The sequence below is a fragment of the Microcoleus sp. Pol12B4 genome, assembly GCF_036701385.1.
Classification (GTDB): Bacteria; Cyanobacteriota; Cyanobacteriia; order Cyanobacteriales; family Microcoleaceae; genus Microcoleus.
Window position 1 is genome coordinate 1 of record NZ_JAUBQR010000185.1, and the last position, 13347, is coordinate 13347.

Genomic DNA, 13347 nt, shown 5'->3' on the forward strand with positions numbered 1-13347 from the left:
CATAACCGCGTCCCGTCCAAGCTTCCAAGTATTCCGGCTTTAATTCTATGGCTTTATCATAAGCTGACTGCGATTCTCGATATTTTTTCAATTCATATAAAGTTTTGGCTTTTTCCTGCCAAACTTCCGCGTAATCCGGTCTGAGACTTATTGCTCGCTCGTAAGCGACCAGAGCTTCTTCAAATCGGCTTAAATTGTAAAGAGTATTGCCTCGGTTGTACAGGTCAGTTGCATTGGCCGAATTAAAAGTATTTACACCATAAATTGATCCTAAGATAGTGACGCCAATTAAACTGGCGATAGACAATATTTTTAAATACAGTTTTTTTCGGGATTTGGGCGACCCCTTCGCCGCAGCAACCGGAGGCAAGACAGGAACTGTACCGCTGAAAGAATTTTTCAATTCTTTAATAGCTTGCAGCGTTTCACCGGCACTAGAATAACGTTGCCGAAAATCGTACTTTACCATCTTATCTAAAATCTTTGCAAATTCAGGACTGACTGATGTTTTGTCCTGCCAAATAATTTCCTCTGTATCGGGGTCTTTTGGCATTTGGTGAGGATTTATGCCAGTGAGGAACTGAATTGCGATCGTACCTGCGGCATAGATATCGCTGCTGAGTTTCGGGTTGCCGTGAGCTTGTTCGCTGGGCATATAACCGGGAGTACCGATGCTGACACTCAAGCTATTCTTGGGCTGAGGAGTGGTGATTTGAGTAGTAATTTCTTTGACTGCGCCGAAGTCAATTAAAACTAATTTTCCGTCTCTATCTCTGCGGAGTATATTGCGGGGATTGACATCGCGATGAATCACATTTTGTTGGTGTACAAAGTCTAAAATTTCGAGAAGTTCCTGCAATATACAAATGACTGAATCTTCCTGCATGACTCCCGCATTTCCAGGAGAAGCGGGCGTAATTTCTTGACTTAAATCGTGACCTTCTATAAATTCTTGAACTAGATAAAACTCTTCATTCTCTTCAAAAAAAGCAAAAAGTCGGGGAATGCGATCGTGATTTCCCAACTTGTACAAAACTTGTGCTTCGGTATCGAATAAACGTCTTGCTACCTTTAGAGTTTCCGGATCGGTTGCGTGAGGTTTAAGCTGCTTGACGACGCAGAGGTGATTGCCTGGTAGCTGCTTATCTTCAGCTAAATAAGTTTGAGCAAATCCGCCGCCTCCCAAGTGACGGATAATACTGTAGCGATTGCCGAGTGTTATTCCAAGCATGAAATTCACCTAATATTTCCTAGTCCTTTGGAGAATTAGCTTCCAACCAAGCTGTCACATCTTCCGCATTTGCAAATTCTAACATGACCCCTCTAAATTTTTTAATTGTTCGATCCGCAACAGGGGAGTTTGAATTTTAATAAAATCAATTTTAGGGTGAAATCCCTTGTGCAGTTATTCAATCATTAATTTAGTTCCATCCGTTTTTGCTGTATTGTACAAAGCTAGCTGGTCTAATGCCGACCGATTTAGAACTTGAATTTCAATAATTACAAGAGAGGTGTCGTTGTTGAGTTTTGCGATCGCCTCTAAGTAGCTATTTTGGGTTTTGATGTAAGGCGCGCGGTGCGAACTTTACTGTGACAGTCTGTTTGCTTTATTTCTTGTTTTCTCCCCTTACTCAGGGGAGGGTGAGGGTGGGGTTCTAGATTTTTGCTGGCATGGGGATGCTCCCACTCTAACTTAACTTTGAACCGATTTCAAAATTTGATCATCGACTGAAAAATCTATCTCAGCTTTGTCCCGTCCCGAAACTACATAATCATTCTGAAAAGAATCTTTCAATCCAGAAAGTAAGTCAAATTCTGGCTGCCAGTTAAGATCGGTGACAGCTTTATTAACTGAAGCAAAAAAGTGCTGCAATCGCATCGGAAAAGCTTTCTTTTTGCCGAAGTCAAATTGTTTCGGATCGTAGTGTACAATCTTAATAGCATCAGGGGATTTGCCTGCCGCTTGAATGCAGGCGCGTGCTAAACCGTCAAAGGTGACAAATCGATCGCCCGAAACGTTGTAAATTTGCCCGATCGCCCTAGAGTTGCCCAAAACCGCCGCCATTGCTTTAGCCAAATCCTGACAGTGCCCCAACTGCGTGAAGTGCATTCCGTTGCCGGGAATCGGAATAGGTCGATCGCGCACAATGCGATCGAAAAACCAAGCCTCTAAATCGTTATAATTTTGGGGGCCGTAAATGTAAGTCGGGCGAATCGAAGTCCAAGGCAAACCCGATGCGGCCAAGTAATTTTCGGTTTCGCATTTACCCAAGTGCCGGCTTTTAGGATCGGTAGCGTCCCCTTCGATATGAGGCATTTGATCCGACTTCAAATAAACCCCCGCAGAGCTCATGTAAACAAAGTGCTGCACCCGCCCTTTAAATATTTCAGCTAAAGGCTTTGTATCGCTGAGTTCGCGGCCGTTGTTGTCAAAAACAGCGTCAAACTCGACTGTCGATAACTTTTCTTGCAGTTGTTCGACATTAGTGCGATCGCCCTGAATCTGTTTTACCCCCGGAACCAGTACAGGCTTGTTGCCCCGGTTAAACAACACCACTTCATGCCCTTGTGCTGCTAAAATCTTAGTAAGATAAACCCCGATAAACCGAGTACCGCCCATCATTAAAATTCGCATTATTTTCGATGCTCCTTACAGTTAGTGTAAACATCTTACAATAAAGTTATGCCTTACGGAGAAACCATTTTTTTTAATAAAACACATATTAACAGCGATCCGCCCTGGTACGAAAAACCGGAACGCTTGAGTTTTTATGTGCAAGTCCTAAATGTCAGTTTTGTGCTTTACTAAAGTGTGAGCGCTCACAATAAACATAATTTTAATTGGCATAAAATAGCCCTATGCAAGTTCCCCGGCTGCATCCAGAAACAATCGAAGAAGTTAAACAAAGAGCAGACATAGTAGATGTCATTTCCGGCCGCGTCGTGTTGCGAAAACGCGGCAAAGAATTTGTTGGTTTGTGTCCTTTTCACGATGAAAAATCTCCCAGCTTTACTGTCAGTCCCGGCAAACAAATGTATTATTGTTTCGGCTGCGGTGCAGGCGGCAATGCTTTTAAGTTTCTCATGGAACTGGAGAAACGCCCTTTCAGCGAAGTAGTATTAGAATTAGCTAAAAATTATCAAGTCCCGGTCAAAACAGTCGAACCAGAACACCGACAAGAATTGCAGCGGCAAATTTCCCTGCGGGAACAACTCTATGAAATCTCAGCACTAACAGCAAACTTTTACGAACACGCTTTGCGACAAACCCAAGGAGAAGAACCCTTAGCATATCTCAAATCAGAGCGCCAGCTAAGCGAAGAAACTATCCAACAATTTCAATTAGGTTATGCCCCCCAAGGTTGGGAAGCACTTTACAGTTATTTAGTAGAACAGAAAAACTATCCGGCGCAATTAGTAGAACAAGCTGGATTAATTGTACCCCGAAAAAATGGCGGCAGCGGTTATTACGATCGCTTCCGCAATCGCATTATGATTCCCATACGCGACACCCAAGGCAGAGTCATCGGTTTCGGCGGCAGAGCTCTCGGCGACGAACAGCCGAAATACCTCAATTCTCCCGAAACAGAACTCTTCGACAAAGGCAAAACTTTATTCGCCTTAGATACAGCGAAAACAGCCATTAGCAAAGCCGATCGCGCAGTGGTTGTAGAGGGGTACTTTGATGCGATCGCACTTCAAGCCGCCGGCATCTCCAACGCCGTCGCTTCCCTGGGCACAGCCTTAAGTTTAAACCAAGTGCGGCAGTTATTGCGCTACACTGACTCCAAACAAATTATCCTCAACTTCGACGCCGACAAAGCAGGAACTCAAGCAGCAGAACGCGCTATTGGAGAAATAGAAAAACTCGCTTATCAAGGAGAAGTCCAACTGCGGGTGCTCAACATTCCCGACGGCAAAGATGCCGACGAATATCTCAAAACATACTCCCCAGAGCAATATCGAGAATTGCTGGAAAATGCTCCCTTGTGGCTCGACTGGCAATTGCAACAAATGCTCGTCAATCAAGATTTGAAGCAAGCCGATACTTCCCAGCAAGTCACAAAAAAAATTATTAATTTATTAACCAATATCACAGACGACAATCAGCTAGCACATTACCTGCAAAAGTGCGCCGAAATTCTCAGTAAAGGAGATTTTAGACTCACAAAAATGATTGCTGAAAACTTGCTAAACCAAGTAGTCAGCGATTGGGCAAAGCGGCAGAGTCAAGACGAATCCTTGACAATGCCCATGTTAATTAGAAACAAGCTGAAGCCGAACAAACAATATAAAAAACAGCGTGCAAGCGGCGAAAACAAAAACTCAAAATCAAGCTTATCTGCCGTAGCCCGCAGTCTTTTAGAAGAGGCAGAAGCGCAATTATTGCAGATTTATTTGCACTGTCCTGAATACCGCCAAGATGTCAGAGAAGCAATAGAAGCTAGAGACGTGCAGTTTAGCCTTTCTCACCACAGATTTTTGTGGCACCAGATTGTGAATGCTGAAATATTGCACAAAATGTCTTTACAAGTAGCCCCTTCAGAGTTAATATTAAAATTACAAGATAGCTTCATTGAATATCCGAATCAACTAAATCAAATCTCGCATTTATTTCACTTAAATGAGTTCTCAGAAAGAAATGTTTATCGCGCACCTCTAGTCATTAGATCTGCCCTCGCCTGTATCGAGCAAATTATCAGCATGAAGCGCCGCCGAATTGCACTCAATATGTGGGAAAAAGCCAAGGCAGCTAGCAGTGGCGAAGAAGCTATAGAATATCACCAACTATTCTGTGCCGAACAAGAATGGCTCAAGGAATTAGAGCGGCTGCGTCAAGTTAATTTTTACGATTTAACATCCGTGCCTTGGGGCTAATACCCTTTTATATTTTATATTTTAGAGTTTAGATTGGGGATGACTCGTTCGAGATAGGTTTGAAGCTTGCCTGGGGTTACATTTTTTTACTGGTATAAGGAATAAACTCCTTACTACGAACCCGTTTGTAGTAAGGAGTTTATTCCTTTATTCAACGATCCTTTTAATAATCGCAAAAAAGAGTTTCGCGAGTATCTCTACCTGTCACCGGATTAGTACCTTTTGCCACTTTACAAAGTTTTTCGATCATATCGTCTCGCAGCAGTGTCTCTGTAAAATCAGCACCGTCAATGACAGATCCTTCGAGTCTGGTATTGTAAGCGAAAGCACCCTCAAAGATAGCATTAGTTAAATTTGCTTTCATCATGCGAGCTAAATCTAAAGTAGCACCCGTGAAATTAGCGCCTTCAAAATTTGCCTCTTCCATATTGGCAGCAAAAAAGCTGACGCCCCGCAAATCTGCATTAGTAAAATTGCTATTGCGAAGATTAGCTTTATTAAAACTGTCGTCAGTCAGAACTTGTCCACTAAAATCAGCGCCGACTAGAATTTCTTTGTCGTGATCCAAAGCGAAAGCAGGTGCGGGATTAATGCCGATCGCCCCAGCGGCAATTACTGCTAAAATAACAAAACTCAGCAAGAAAGTATAAATATTTTTGCGATGTTGGCGAATTCGAGAATTCATAAGTTAAAGCTAATGGGCAGCCGTGACAGTTCAGAATTGAATTCTACCAGAAAGCGCGTCAAGCGTAGCTATCCCGTAGGGAATCGCCCGCTCGCGACGGCTGACTCCAATTCCCCCGAATCCCCCAACTCTAGGGATATCGGCACATTGGGAGAAAACTTAGTCGCCGACTGGTTGCAGCAGCAAGGTTGGGAAATCCTGCACCGGCAGTGGCACTGTCGCTGGGGAGAGATTGACATCATTGCACTCGGAAGAGATGAAGAAAGCGCAAAAAACCGAGTTCTTCCCAATTACCAATCCCCAACATTAGCATTTGTAGAGGTAAAAACTCGCCGCCGGGGAAATTGGGATGCTGGTGGAATGCTGGCTGTTACCACCACAAAACAAGCCAAACTTTGGCAAACAGCCGAAATATTTTTAAGCACTCGTCCAGATTTAACAAATAGTTCTTGTCGCTTTGATGTCGCCCTAGTCAGGTGCGAACCTTCACAACAAAATACTAAGCGAATATTACCACCATTAACAGCAGCGCACTCTCAATCCACCGTTGCAGGAAACTACCGGCTCACGCTGCAAGAATACATTCGCTCGGCTTTTAGCAATTAAAAATATATAATTAAAATTTAGAGGGTAAAATCTCAAAGCCATGCCACTAGGTAATTGTTAATTGTTAACTTGCCTAGGCTGTCGCGCATTTCTCTCTTGAGCTTTAACGGATCTGAAAAAAGCGTTAAATCTTCTCCCGCTTTCCCCTTCTCTCCCTCTCCTGTTCTGTCATCACAGTTAATTTATATGCGTAGCAATCTAGGCGAGAGTTTCTGGGCAATACCCCAGGCCCTTGACAAACTGCTGGCGAAACGCTTCAATTTCTTTGCGGTCAGGGCTGCCGTGACAAACCACTGCCACCTGGTAGCGGCGCATCACGCTCAGTGGCGACTGTCCGGTTTCCAAACTCCACAGCGCCATTTGCAAGCGAATTTCAGGATCGTAAGGAATCCCGAGTTCGTTCATAAAAGCCCGAAAATCCCCGTGCATTTCGGGAGTTAAATATTGGCTCATTTTCACCTTTACCACCCAGCCGTCAATTTGGTGAATAACAGTGATAAATTGCAAGGGAAGATGATGAGCCGTGCGTAGGTAATCCACGACTCTCAGAGTAAGGCTAGTATTGGCGATGTAGTAGAGGTATTCCATAACGATCCTTATGAGCAAAGCTGATGCTACACCTCTATCCTCGCGGGCTATACCCGCCACCACAAGGGGAAAAGCACCCGACTTTGCATGGGGGTTTTTACCCAATTTGTTACCCAGTTGACAGATCGATCGCACAGGAATTCACTTGATGACAGAGATGGACTGGTCTTTGGACGGCTACGACTACGAACTTCCGCCCTCGCGCATTGCCCAAAATCCCGTAGTGCCGAGGGACAGTTCTCGCTTGCTGGCTGTAGATTCTCCTAGCAGCCAGCAACACCGGATTTTTAGGGATTTGCCAGATTTGCTGCAACCGGGCGACTTGCTGGTACTGAACAACACCCGCGTGCTGCCAGCGAGGCTCTACGGGCACAAACCCAACGGCCCGGCTGTGGAGATATTGTTGATGGAAGAACGGCAGCACAACTGTTGGCTGGCTTTGGTTAAACCGGGAAAACGCTTAAAGTTGGGAGCAAAAATTGAGTTTGATCCCATCGCCCCTGCGTGTGAGGACTCGACCACAGCTCCTTGCTGTTGCCTTCCCGATGCCACGATGCCCGCCGATCGTCGTCGATTGACTGCAACAGTTATAGAGAGGGACGACGCAACAGGGGGACGGCTGTTGGAGTTTGACATCCCCACAGATGAGAATCTGGCGAAGTTTTTGGACGAATACGGCCACATACCCCTGCCGCCCTACATCGAAAATTCCCAAGCTTCAGCGGAACAGTACCAGACTGTTTATGCCGATCGGCTTGGGGCCGTGGCTGCCCCCACAGCAGGCCTGCACTTCACCGAAGAATTGTTCAGCCGCTTGGAACAGCGGGGAATCGAAAAAACTTTTGTCACCCTACACGTCGGAGTAGGGACGTTTCGTCCGGTGGAGGTGACAGACGTGACGGCTCACAAAATGCACGGCGAATGGGTGGAAGTACCCCCCGCCACCGTTGAGAAAATCCGCGAAACTCAAGCCCGAGGCGGGCGGATCATTGCCGTGGGTACAACAGCAGTCCGAGCTTTAGAGGGAGCCGCCGCCGCCAGTGGCGATTTTTCCTTGCAACCTTTTTGCGGCCCGACCAATTTGTTTATCTACCCTGGTTACAAGTGGCGGGTTGTAGAGGGGATGATTACCAATTTTCACTTGCCCCGCTCTACTTTGATGATGATGGTAAGTGCGATGATTGGAAGGCCTCGGCTGTTGGATTTGTACCGAGAAGCGATCAAGCAACAGTACCGCTTTTATTCCTTTGGCGATGCCATGCTGATTTTACCAACAGCAAAAAAGGATTGATCGATCGGGCATCGGGTTCGCCCCATGCCCGGTATTCCGTTTCTATTCTTCCTCCTCTTCTTCATTGCCGGGATACACGAAGCTGTTGGAACGTCCAGTCAGAACAGATTTGCCCAGAGATAGAGCTTTCTGAGCTGCCACTACAGCTTTGCGCTTCCATGTGGCCTTACGCATATTCTTCTTGGATTTGGAGGTTTTCTTCTTAGGGACTGCCATGACGCTAAATACTTTTTGCTTGCTTATATAGACAAACAAACATTCTAGCCGATTTTGTCGGCAATGCTTACTCGAAAAACCGCAACCACTGCTGGGCCAGCAATATCAAGTAGTAGGGTGCGTCAGCCATTAGCTTCTGGAAAAATAGACAAAATCCCCTAGTTAACGCACCCGCAGCAGCTAAAGTTCGTGAAAGTGGTAGATCACCACCCCAGTTACGGCATCGTTCTCGATACTCACATAACCCGTTTTGAGCATTGCCGTGAAAGCCTCTTCCACTTCGGCAAAAGTAGCGCCGGTTGCCATCACCCCTTGGGTGACAGATAATCTTCCGTTCTTGGTATAAGCTGCCTTCAGGAGTTTAACCCCTAACTGGTCTGGAGTTGGCTTGGGGTATGTCGCGGCGATCGCCCCGCTGCTGGGATATAGCGGTATACCTTCGCGAGATACGCCGAGTTTGCCCCTGAGACTGGCATTGTGTTCGTCCACCATGTTCGGCAGCAGCAGCAAGTCAAACAATTGCCCAAACCCAAACAAACCAAAGGTAAACAGCCACAGCAAACCACTACCAATTTTGCCGTTGTAGAGGCGGTGGAGTCCGAAGGGGCCGAAAAAACAAGCTGCCCATAAAAGGTAACTAACACCTAAATTGCTCATTTTCTGACCATCCTGCCTGATTATTCTAAGAATTGGAGTCCCTCTATACATTTTGTACTTTCTATGCGGTGTTTAAACAGGTTGACATGGGAATTTATTTGTGTGGTAGCCTAATAAACTGACAAAAGGCAGAATTTGGTTTCCCCATACCTTCTGTCTGGAAGCCCATGAGTAATTTTGCGTAGCAATTCTTAACGCCATCAACATATTTCCGGGGGCGAGAGCTTGGTAAACTGGAGGGCGTGGAAATTACAGCAGCTTAGAACTGGATTCCACACGGAGCGCCAAACCGAGCGCTAAACCGAGCGCGCCGCCAGCGCTGGCCGGAAATACACGAGCGCGATCGCCCGCAGTACCCGACAATGGAAACAAGCGAGTAGTTATAAGCAGAAATCCAATAAAAATATGGTAGATTCCCTCAAAAAACCCACTTTTGAAGAAATGCGGCCGGGAGTGAAAGCCCCAGCCAAAGAAACTATTCTCACGCCGAGATTTTACACAACAGATTTTGACGAGATGGCCAAAATGGACATCTCGGTAAATGAAGCCGAACTAGAAGCAATTATCCAAGAGTTCCGCGTTGACTACAACAAAAACCACTTCGTGCGGGATGCCGAGTTCGATCAATCTTGGGAACACATCGATGGCGAAAAGCGCCAATTGTTCATTGAGTTTTTGGAACGTTCCTGCACCGCTGAGTTTTCTGGATTCTTGCTTTACAAAGAATTGGGACGCAGGCTCAAAGGAAAAAATCCCGTGCTGGCCGAGGGTTTCAACCTGATGTCGCGCGACGAAGCGCGGCACGCCGGATTCCTCAACAAAGCTCTCTCGGACTTTAATTTGTCCCTAGATTTGGGTTTCTTGACAAAGAGCCGCAGTTACACATTCTTTAAGCCGAAGTTTATTTTCTACGCGACTTACTTGTCTGAAAAGATTGGTTATTGGCGCTACATCACGATTTATCAGCACTTAAAAGCCCATCCTGAAGACCAGATTTATCCGATTTTCCGATTCTTTGAAAATTGGTGCCAGGATGAAAACCGCCACGGAGATTTCTTCGATGCGGTGATGAGAGCTCAGCCTCAGATGTTGAATGATTGGCGCGCTAAGCTTTGGTGCCGTTTCTTCTTGCTGTCAGTGTTCGCGACAATGTATCTCAATGATATCCAGCGCGCGGGTTTTTATCGATCGCTCGGTCTCGATGCTCGCGAATACGACATCGAAGTGATTAAAAAGACCAACGAAACAGCAGGCCGCGTATTCCCCGTGATGCTGGACGTGAACAACCCAGAGTTTTACGAACGGCTGGATGTTTGCCTCAAGAACAATCAGCAGTTGACCGCAATTGTTGCTTCTAATACTCCGAAATTCTTGCAGTTCTTCCAAAAATTGCCTTTGTATTTGTCGAACGGCTGGCAATTAGTGAAGCTGTACTTCATGAAAACAATTGAATCACCTTCAGTACAGGGCGCTGTGCGTTAAGTTTTGATTTTTCATCCTCTGTGACGGCGGTTCTGCGACAAGCGGAGCCGCTTTTTTTTGGTATCCAGATTCACCCCAAAAAGTTCTCGCCAGACTTACACTTGCCCGGAATTGGAATTAATGCTGGTTTTTTCATAAAATTTATCGCCATTCCCCCTGAAGCGTAAAAGCCGCCCAATAATAGGGAGATTTCCACTCTTCCTGCTTCAACATTTCCACTTGCGCCGCCCTCAAAGCTGCCGCTGGCGTTAAGCCTTTTTGCAGCATTCCCTGGTAGAAACTAGACATTAACGTAGCCGTTCCTTCATCGTCCACACTCCACAAACTCACCACGACTCGCTGAGCCCCCGCATACATAAATCCCCGTGTCAATCCTACCATCCCCTCGCCTTGAATGTTCTGCCCTAATCCGGTTTGGCAGGCACTTAACACTACTAAATCTGCTGCTAACTTCAGATTGAAAATATCAGTAAGTCGCAGGAATCCGTTTAAGGGATTGCCCTTTTCATCTACCAGTGACAAGATGATTCCCGATAGTTCCGGGTTAGTGCTATTCGCTAAACCGTGAGTGGCAAAATGAATGATTTTATATTGGCTTAAGTTCTGACTGGTTGCTGCGGCGCGGCTGGCTGCAAAATCCAAAGATTCGGTGCGAGAATTAGCTGGTACTAACGCTTGAATGATTTGAGCTTCTTGGCGTGTAAATTTTAAACGACTCCACTGTATGTTATTGGCGCGGCTAGAGCGGCTTAAACCGAGATTTACTGATTCTATTGCTTGGGGATTGGCGCTATTAGACTGGGTTCTGACTCGTTCATCGTCACCGCTAAAAACTGGATCGGCGAGCATTGCTAAAGTCCTAGTTGGGGGTTGTCGGTCGTTGTAGTTTTGTCTTAAGATTCCCAAGGCGGAAGCGGAAGGCAGCAGCACAATTTCATGGTCTACAATTAAAGGCTGATTCTGATTTTTACCAGGTGTTTCGGGGAGCGAGAGGGCGGCAAAGGGGAGGTAATTGAGAATGCCATCGCCAACTATCAGCAGGCGTTTTTGAGCGAGTTGTGCTGCTACGGGCTGTAAAATAATTTGACTGAGCGTGTTGTTAGCTTCAGCAACTCGATCGGGAATGTTTCGGTAGCGCGGGTTAGTCACAGCATCACGGAAATTGCGGGCGGCTTTTTCGATGTCGGCACGTTTGGGCAATTCATAACTGGTGATACTGGTTTTAGTCACAGCCCACAGATAGCTGCGCTCTTTCCCTAAAGAATACTGGAGTAAAATTGTATTCTGATCGAGGATTTGTTGTTGAATCTGGGCCAGGGTTAAAGGTTGCGGTTGGGTGAGGGTGGCGTACCGGGGACTGGTGGAGCGGATTTGGGCTTGAATGTCCTGATATTGTCCTAGTAAAGTTTGCTGTTTTTGGTCTAATTCTACTTTTTCTGCGGGGGTAGGATTGGGGCGGCTTATAGTTTCGATTCGGCGTGTTTCTAAGGCATCGAGTTGCTGTTGTAAATTGCGTTCTTGCTGCAATAATTCTGGGGCGACACCTTGGCGAATATCGGCGTTTGCTTCTTGAAGAAGTTCGAGGAGGCTGCGGGCGCGGTAGCGTTCGCTAGCTTGAAAGGCTTTAGTATCATAACCTGATTTGGGTTGCGTTTTGTGCAGTTGCATTAACAGGTCAATGTAGAACTGGTAATAGTCCTGCACGGTGGCAAAGTATGAGATGCGGAGCTCGTGGTTGGTAATTTTGGTGCGGAGGTTTTCGATGATTTTGATGGAGGTTTCAATGTCAGTGAGGGCGGCGATTAAATTGCCTCGATGGCCTTTGATATTAGCCATATTGTAGAGGGTGAGAGCTTCCCCAGGACGATCGCCCACAGCGCGAAACAGCGGCAGGGCTTGGTTGAAATATTCTTCTGCTTTCTGCTGTTTTCCCAATTCTGAGTAAGTAGTACCTGTATTGTTGAGGGTGAGGGCTTCTCCACGCCGATCGCCCGCTTTTTGTCTCAAATCGAGGGCTTGTTTGTAGTAGTCGAGGGCTGTTTGTTTTTCTCCCAAATCTGAATAGACTAAGCCAATATTGGTGAGGGTAGTTGCTTCCTTAGCCCGATCGCCCACAGCCCGGAATAAGGGAAGGGCTTGGTTGAAATACTCTTTTGCTTTCTGTTTTTCTCCCAAATCGCTGTAGGCTAAGCCGATGTTGTTGAGTGTGGTGGCTTCCGCAGTGCGATCGCCCAAAGATGTGTCGCTGTTTGCGGGTAGGTTCGAGATGTTGCTGAGGTTGATACTTGCTTCAGGGCGATCGCCCATTTCCCGAATTAGGGAAAGGGCTTGGTTATAGTAGTCGATGGCTTGCTGTTTCTCTCCCAAAGCATAATAGACGGCCCCAATGTTGTTGAGGATGAGGGCTTGCACAGGGCGATCGGCTACAGTCTGATTCCAAGAAAGGGCTTGCTTGTAGTAGTCCAGGGCTTGCTGTCTGTCTCCTAATCTATTAGTAATGAAGCCCATTTGATGCAGCGTGTAAGCTTCCTTCTCCCGATTTCTAAGCCTTTGATAAAGCGAACGCGCTGCATCAAACTTTTGCAAGGCCTCCTGATCAGATGCTGCTGTTTCTTGAGCGAATAATAGCCTAGCTTCCTGAACCAATCGCTCGGCTTCATCTGTTTTTTGATTTAATCGTTGTTTATTTTTCTCAATTAATCGATCGGCTTCCCCATCCGGGATTTGATTTCTACTGAGATCGAGGGTTGTCAGATATACCAATCCCGCTAAAGGTTTGGCATCTGCGATTTGATTTCTACTGAGGTGTAGGGCGGTCAGATTTGTCAATCCCGCTAAAGGTTTGATATCTGCGATTTGATTGGATTCGAGGAAAAGCAGTATCAGATTTGTCAATCCCGATAATGGTTTCACATCTGCGATTTTATTGCCACTCAAATAAAGA

At 46.1% G+C, this 13347-nt stretch carries 11 protein-coding genes; 4 read left to right on the forward strand and 7 right to left on the reverse strand.

Annotation, left to right across the window (positions count from 1 at the left end; translation table 11 throughout):
• Positions 1–1231, reverse strand: a 1231-nt coding sequence (locus QUA38_RS21875) for a serine/threonine-protein kinase (protein ID WP_333165505.1), incomplete at its 3' end; no start/stop codon positions are given.
• A gap of 462 nt (positions 1232–1693) precedes the next feature.
• The gene (locus tag QUA38_RS21880) at positions 1694–2635 is read right to left on the reverse strand and encodes an NAD-dependent epimerase/dehydratase family protein (RefSeq protein ID WP_333165508.1); all 942 of its coding nucleotides are present in this window, start codon (positions 2633–2635) and stop codon (positions 1694–1696) included.
• Between the two features lie 224 nt (positions 2636–2859).
• On the opposite strand from QUA38_RS21880, the gene dnaG reads away from it, so the two are divergent.
• A complete protein-coding gene (gene dnaG, locus QUA38_RS21885) occupies positions 2860–4878 on the forward strand; it encodes a DNA primase (RefSeq protein WP_333165510.1) in 2019 nt (672 codons plus the stop codon).
• Positions 4879–5041: 163 nt separating this feature from the next.
• Here the strand turns inward: dnaG and QUA38_RS21890 are convergent, their stop codons facing one another.
• Entirely contained in the window at positions 5042–5563 is a 522-nt protein-coding gene (locus QUA38_RS21890; RefSeq protein WP_333165513.1) for a pentapeptide repeat-containing protein, read from the reverse strand.
• A 12-nt stretch (positions 5564–5575) separates the two neighbouring features.
• Here QUA38_RS21890 and QUA38_RS21895 point away from each other — a divergent pair, with 12 nt between their 5' ends.
• The gene (locus tag QUA38_RS21895) at positions 5576–6169 is read left to right on the forward strand and encodes a YraN family protein (RefSeq protein WP_333165515.1); all 594 of its coding nucleotides are present in this window, start codon (positions 5576–5578) and stop codon (positions 6167–6169) included.
• Between the two features lie 198 nt (positions 6170–6367).
• Here the strand turns inward: QUA38_RS21895 and QUA38_RS21900 are convergent, their stop codons facing one another.
• Positions 6368–6757, reverse strand: coding sequence for a hypothetical protein (locus QUA38_RS21900; protein WP_006632408.1), 390 nt, complete (start codon positions 6755–6757; stop codon positions 6368–6370).
• A 148-nt stretch (positions 6758–6905) separates the two neighbouring features.
• Between QUA38_RS21900 and queA the strand changes: the two genes are divergently transcribed.
• The gene (queA, locus tag QUA38_RS21905; RefSeq protein WP_333165517.1) at positions 6906–8048 is read left to right on the forward strand and encodes a tRNA preQ1(34) S-adenosylmethionine ribosyltransferase-isomerase QueA; all 1143 of its coding nucleotides are present in this window, start codon (positions 6906–6908) and stop codon (positions 8046–8048) included.
• Between the two features lie 42 nt (positions 8049–8090).
• Here queA and rpmF read toward each other — a convergent pair whose 3' ends face one another.
• Positions 8091–8264 carry a 50S ribosomal protein L32 gene (rpmF, locus tag QUA38_RS21910; RefSeq protein WP_006632406.1) on the reverse strand — a complete coding sequence of 58 codons (174 nt, stop codon included), beginning with the start codon at positions 8262–8264 and terminating at the stop codon, positions 8091–8093.
• A 180-nt stretch (positions 8265–8444) separates the two neighbouring features.
• The gene (locus QUA38_RS21915) at positions 8445–8921 is read right to left on the reverse strand and encodes a TM2 domain-containing protein (protein WP_190738825.1); all 477 of its coding nucleotides are present in this window, start codon (positions 8919–8921) and stop codon (positions 8445–8447) included.
• Between the two features lie 405 nt (positions 8922–9326).
• Between QUA38_RS21915 and acsF the strand changes: the two genes are divergently transcribed.
• Complete coding sequence (gene acsF / locus QUA38_RS21920; protein ID WP_333165521.1) at positions 9327–10403, forward strand: magnesium-protoporphyrin IX monomethyl ester (oxidative) cyclase; 1077 nt, start codon at positions 9327–9329, stop codon at positions 10401–10403.
• A 141-nt stretch (positions 10404–10544) separates the two neighbouring features.
• Here acsF and QUA38_RS21925 read toward each other — a convergent pair.
• The coding region (locus QUA38_RS21925) for a CHAT domain-containing protein (RefSeq protein ID WP_333165525.1) at positions 10545–13347 on the reverse strand (2803 nt) is incomplete at its 5' end.

Excerpts from the sequence above, each read along its gene's own strand:
- QUA38_RS21880 (WP_333165508.1), bottom strand. The coding sequence starts at position 2,635 with ATGCGAATTTTAATGATGGGCGGTACTCGGTTTATCGGGGTTTATCTT.
- dnaG (WP_333165510.1), top strand. The coding sequence starts at position 2,860 with ATGCAAGTTCCCCGGCTGCATCCAGAAACAATCGAAGAAGTTAAACAA.
- QUA38_RS21890 (WP_333165513.1), bottom strand. The coding sequence starts at position 5,563 with ATGAATTCTCGAATTCGCCAACATCGCAAAAATATTTATACTTTCTTG.
- QUA38_RS21895 (WP_333165515.1), top strand. The coding sequence starts at position 5,576 with ATGGGCAGCCGTGACAGTTCAGAATTGAATTCTACCAGAAAGCGCGTC.
- QUA38_RS21900 (WP_006632408.1), bottom strand. The coding sequence starts at position 6,757 with ATGGAATACCTCTACTACATCGCCAATACTAGCCTTACTCTGAGAGTC.
- queA (WP_333165517.1), top strand. The coding sequence starts at position 6,906 with ATGACAGAGATGGACTGGTCTTTGGACGGCTACGACTACGAACTTCCG.
- rpmF (WP_006632406.1), bottom strand. The coding sequence starts at position 8,264 with ATGGCAGTCCCTAAGAAGAAAACCTCCAAATCCAAGAAGAATATGCGT.
- QUA38_RS21915 (WP_190738825.1), bottom strand. The coding sequence starts at position 8,921 with ATGAGCAATTTAGGTGTTAGTTACCTTTTATGGGCAGCTTGTTTTTTC.
- acsF (WP_333165521.1), top strand. The coding sequence starts at position 9,327 with ATGGTAGATTCCCTCAAAAAACCCACTTTTGAAGAAATGCGGCCGGGA.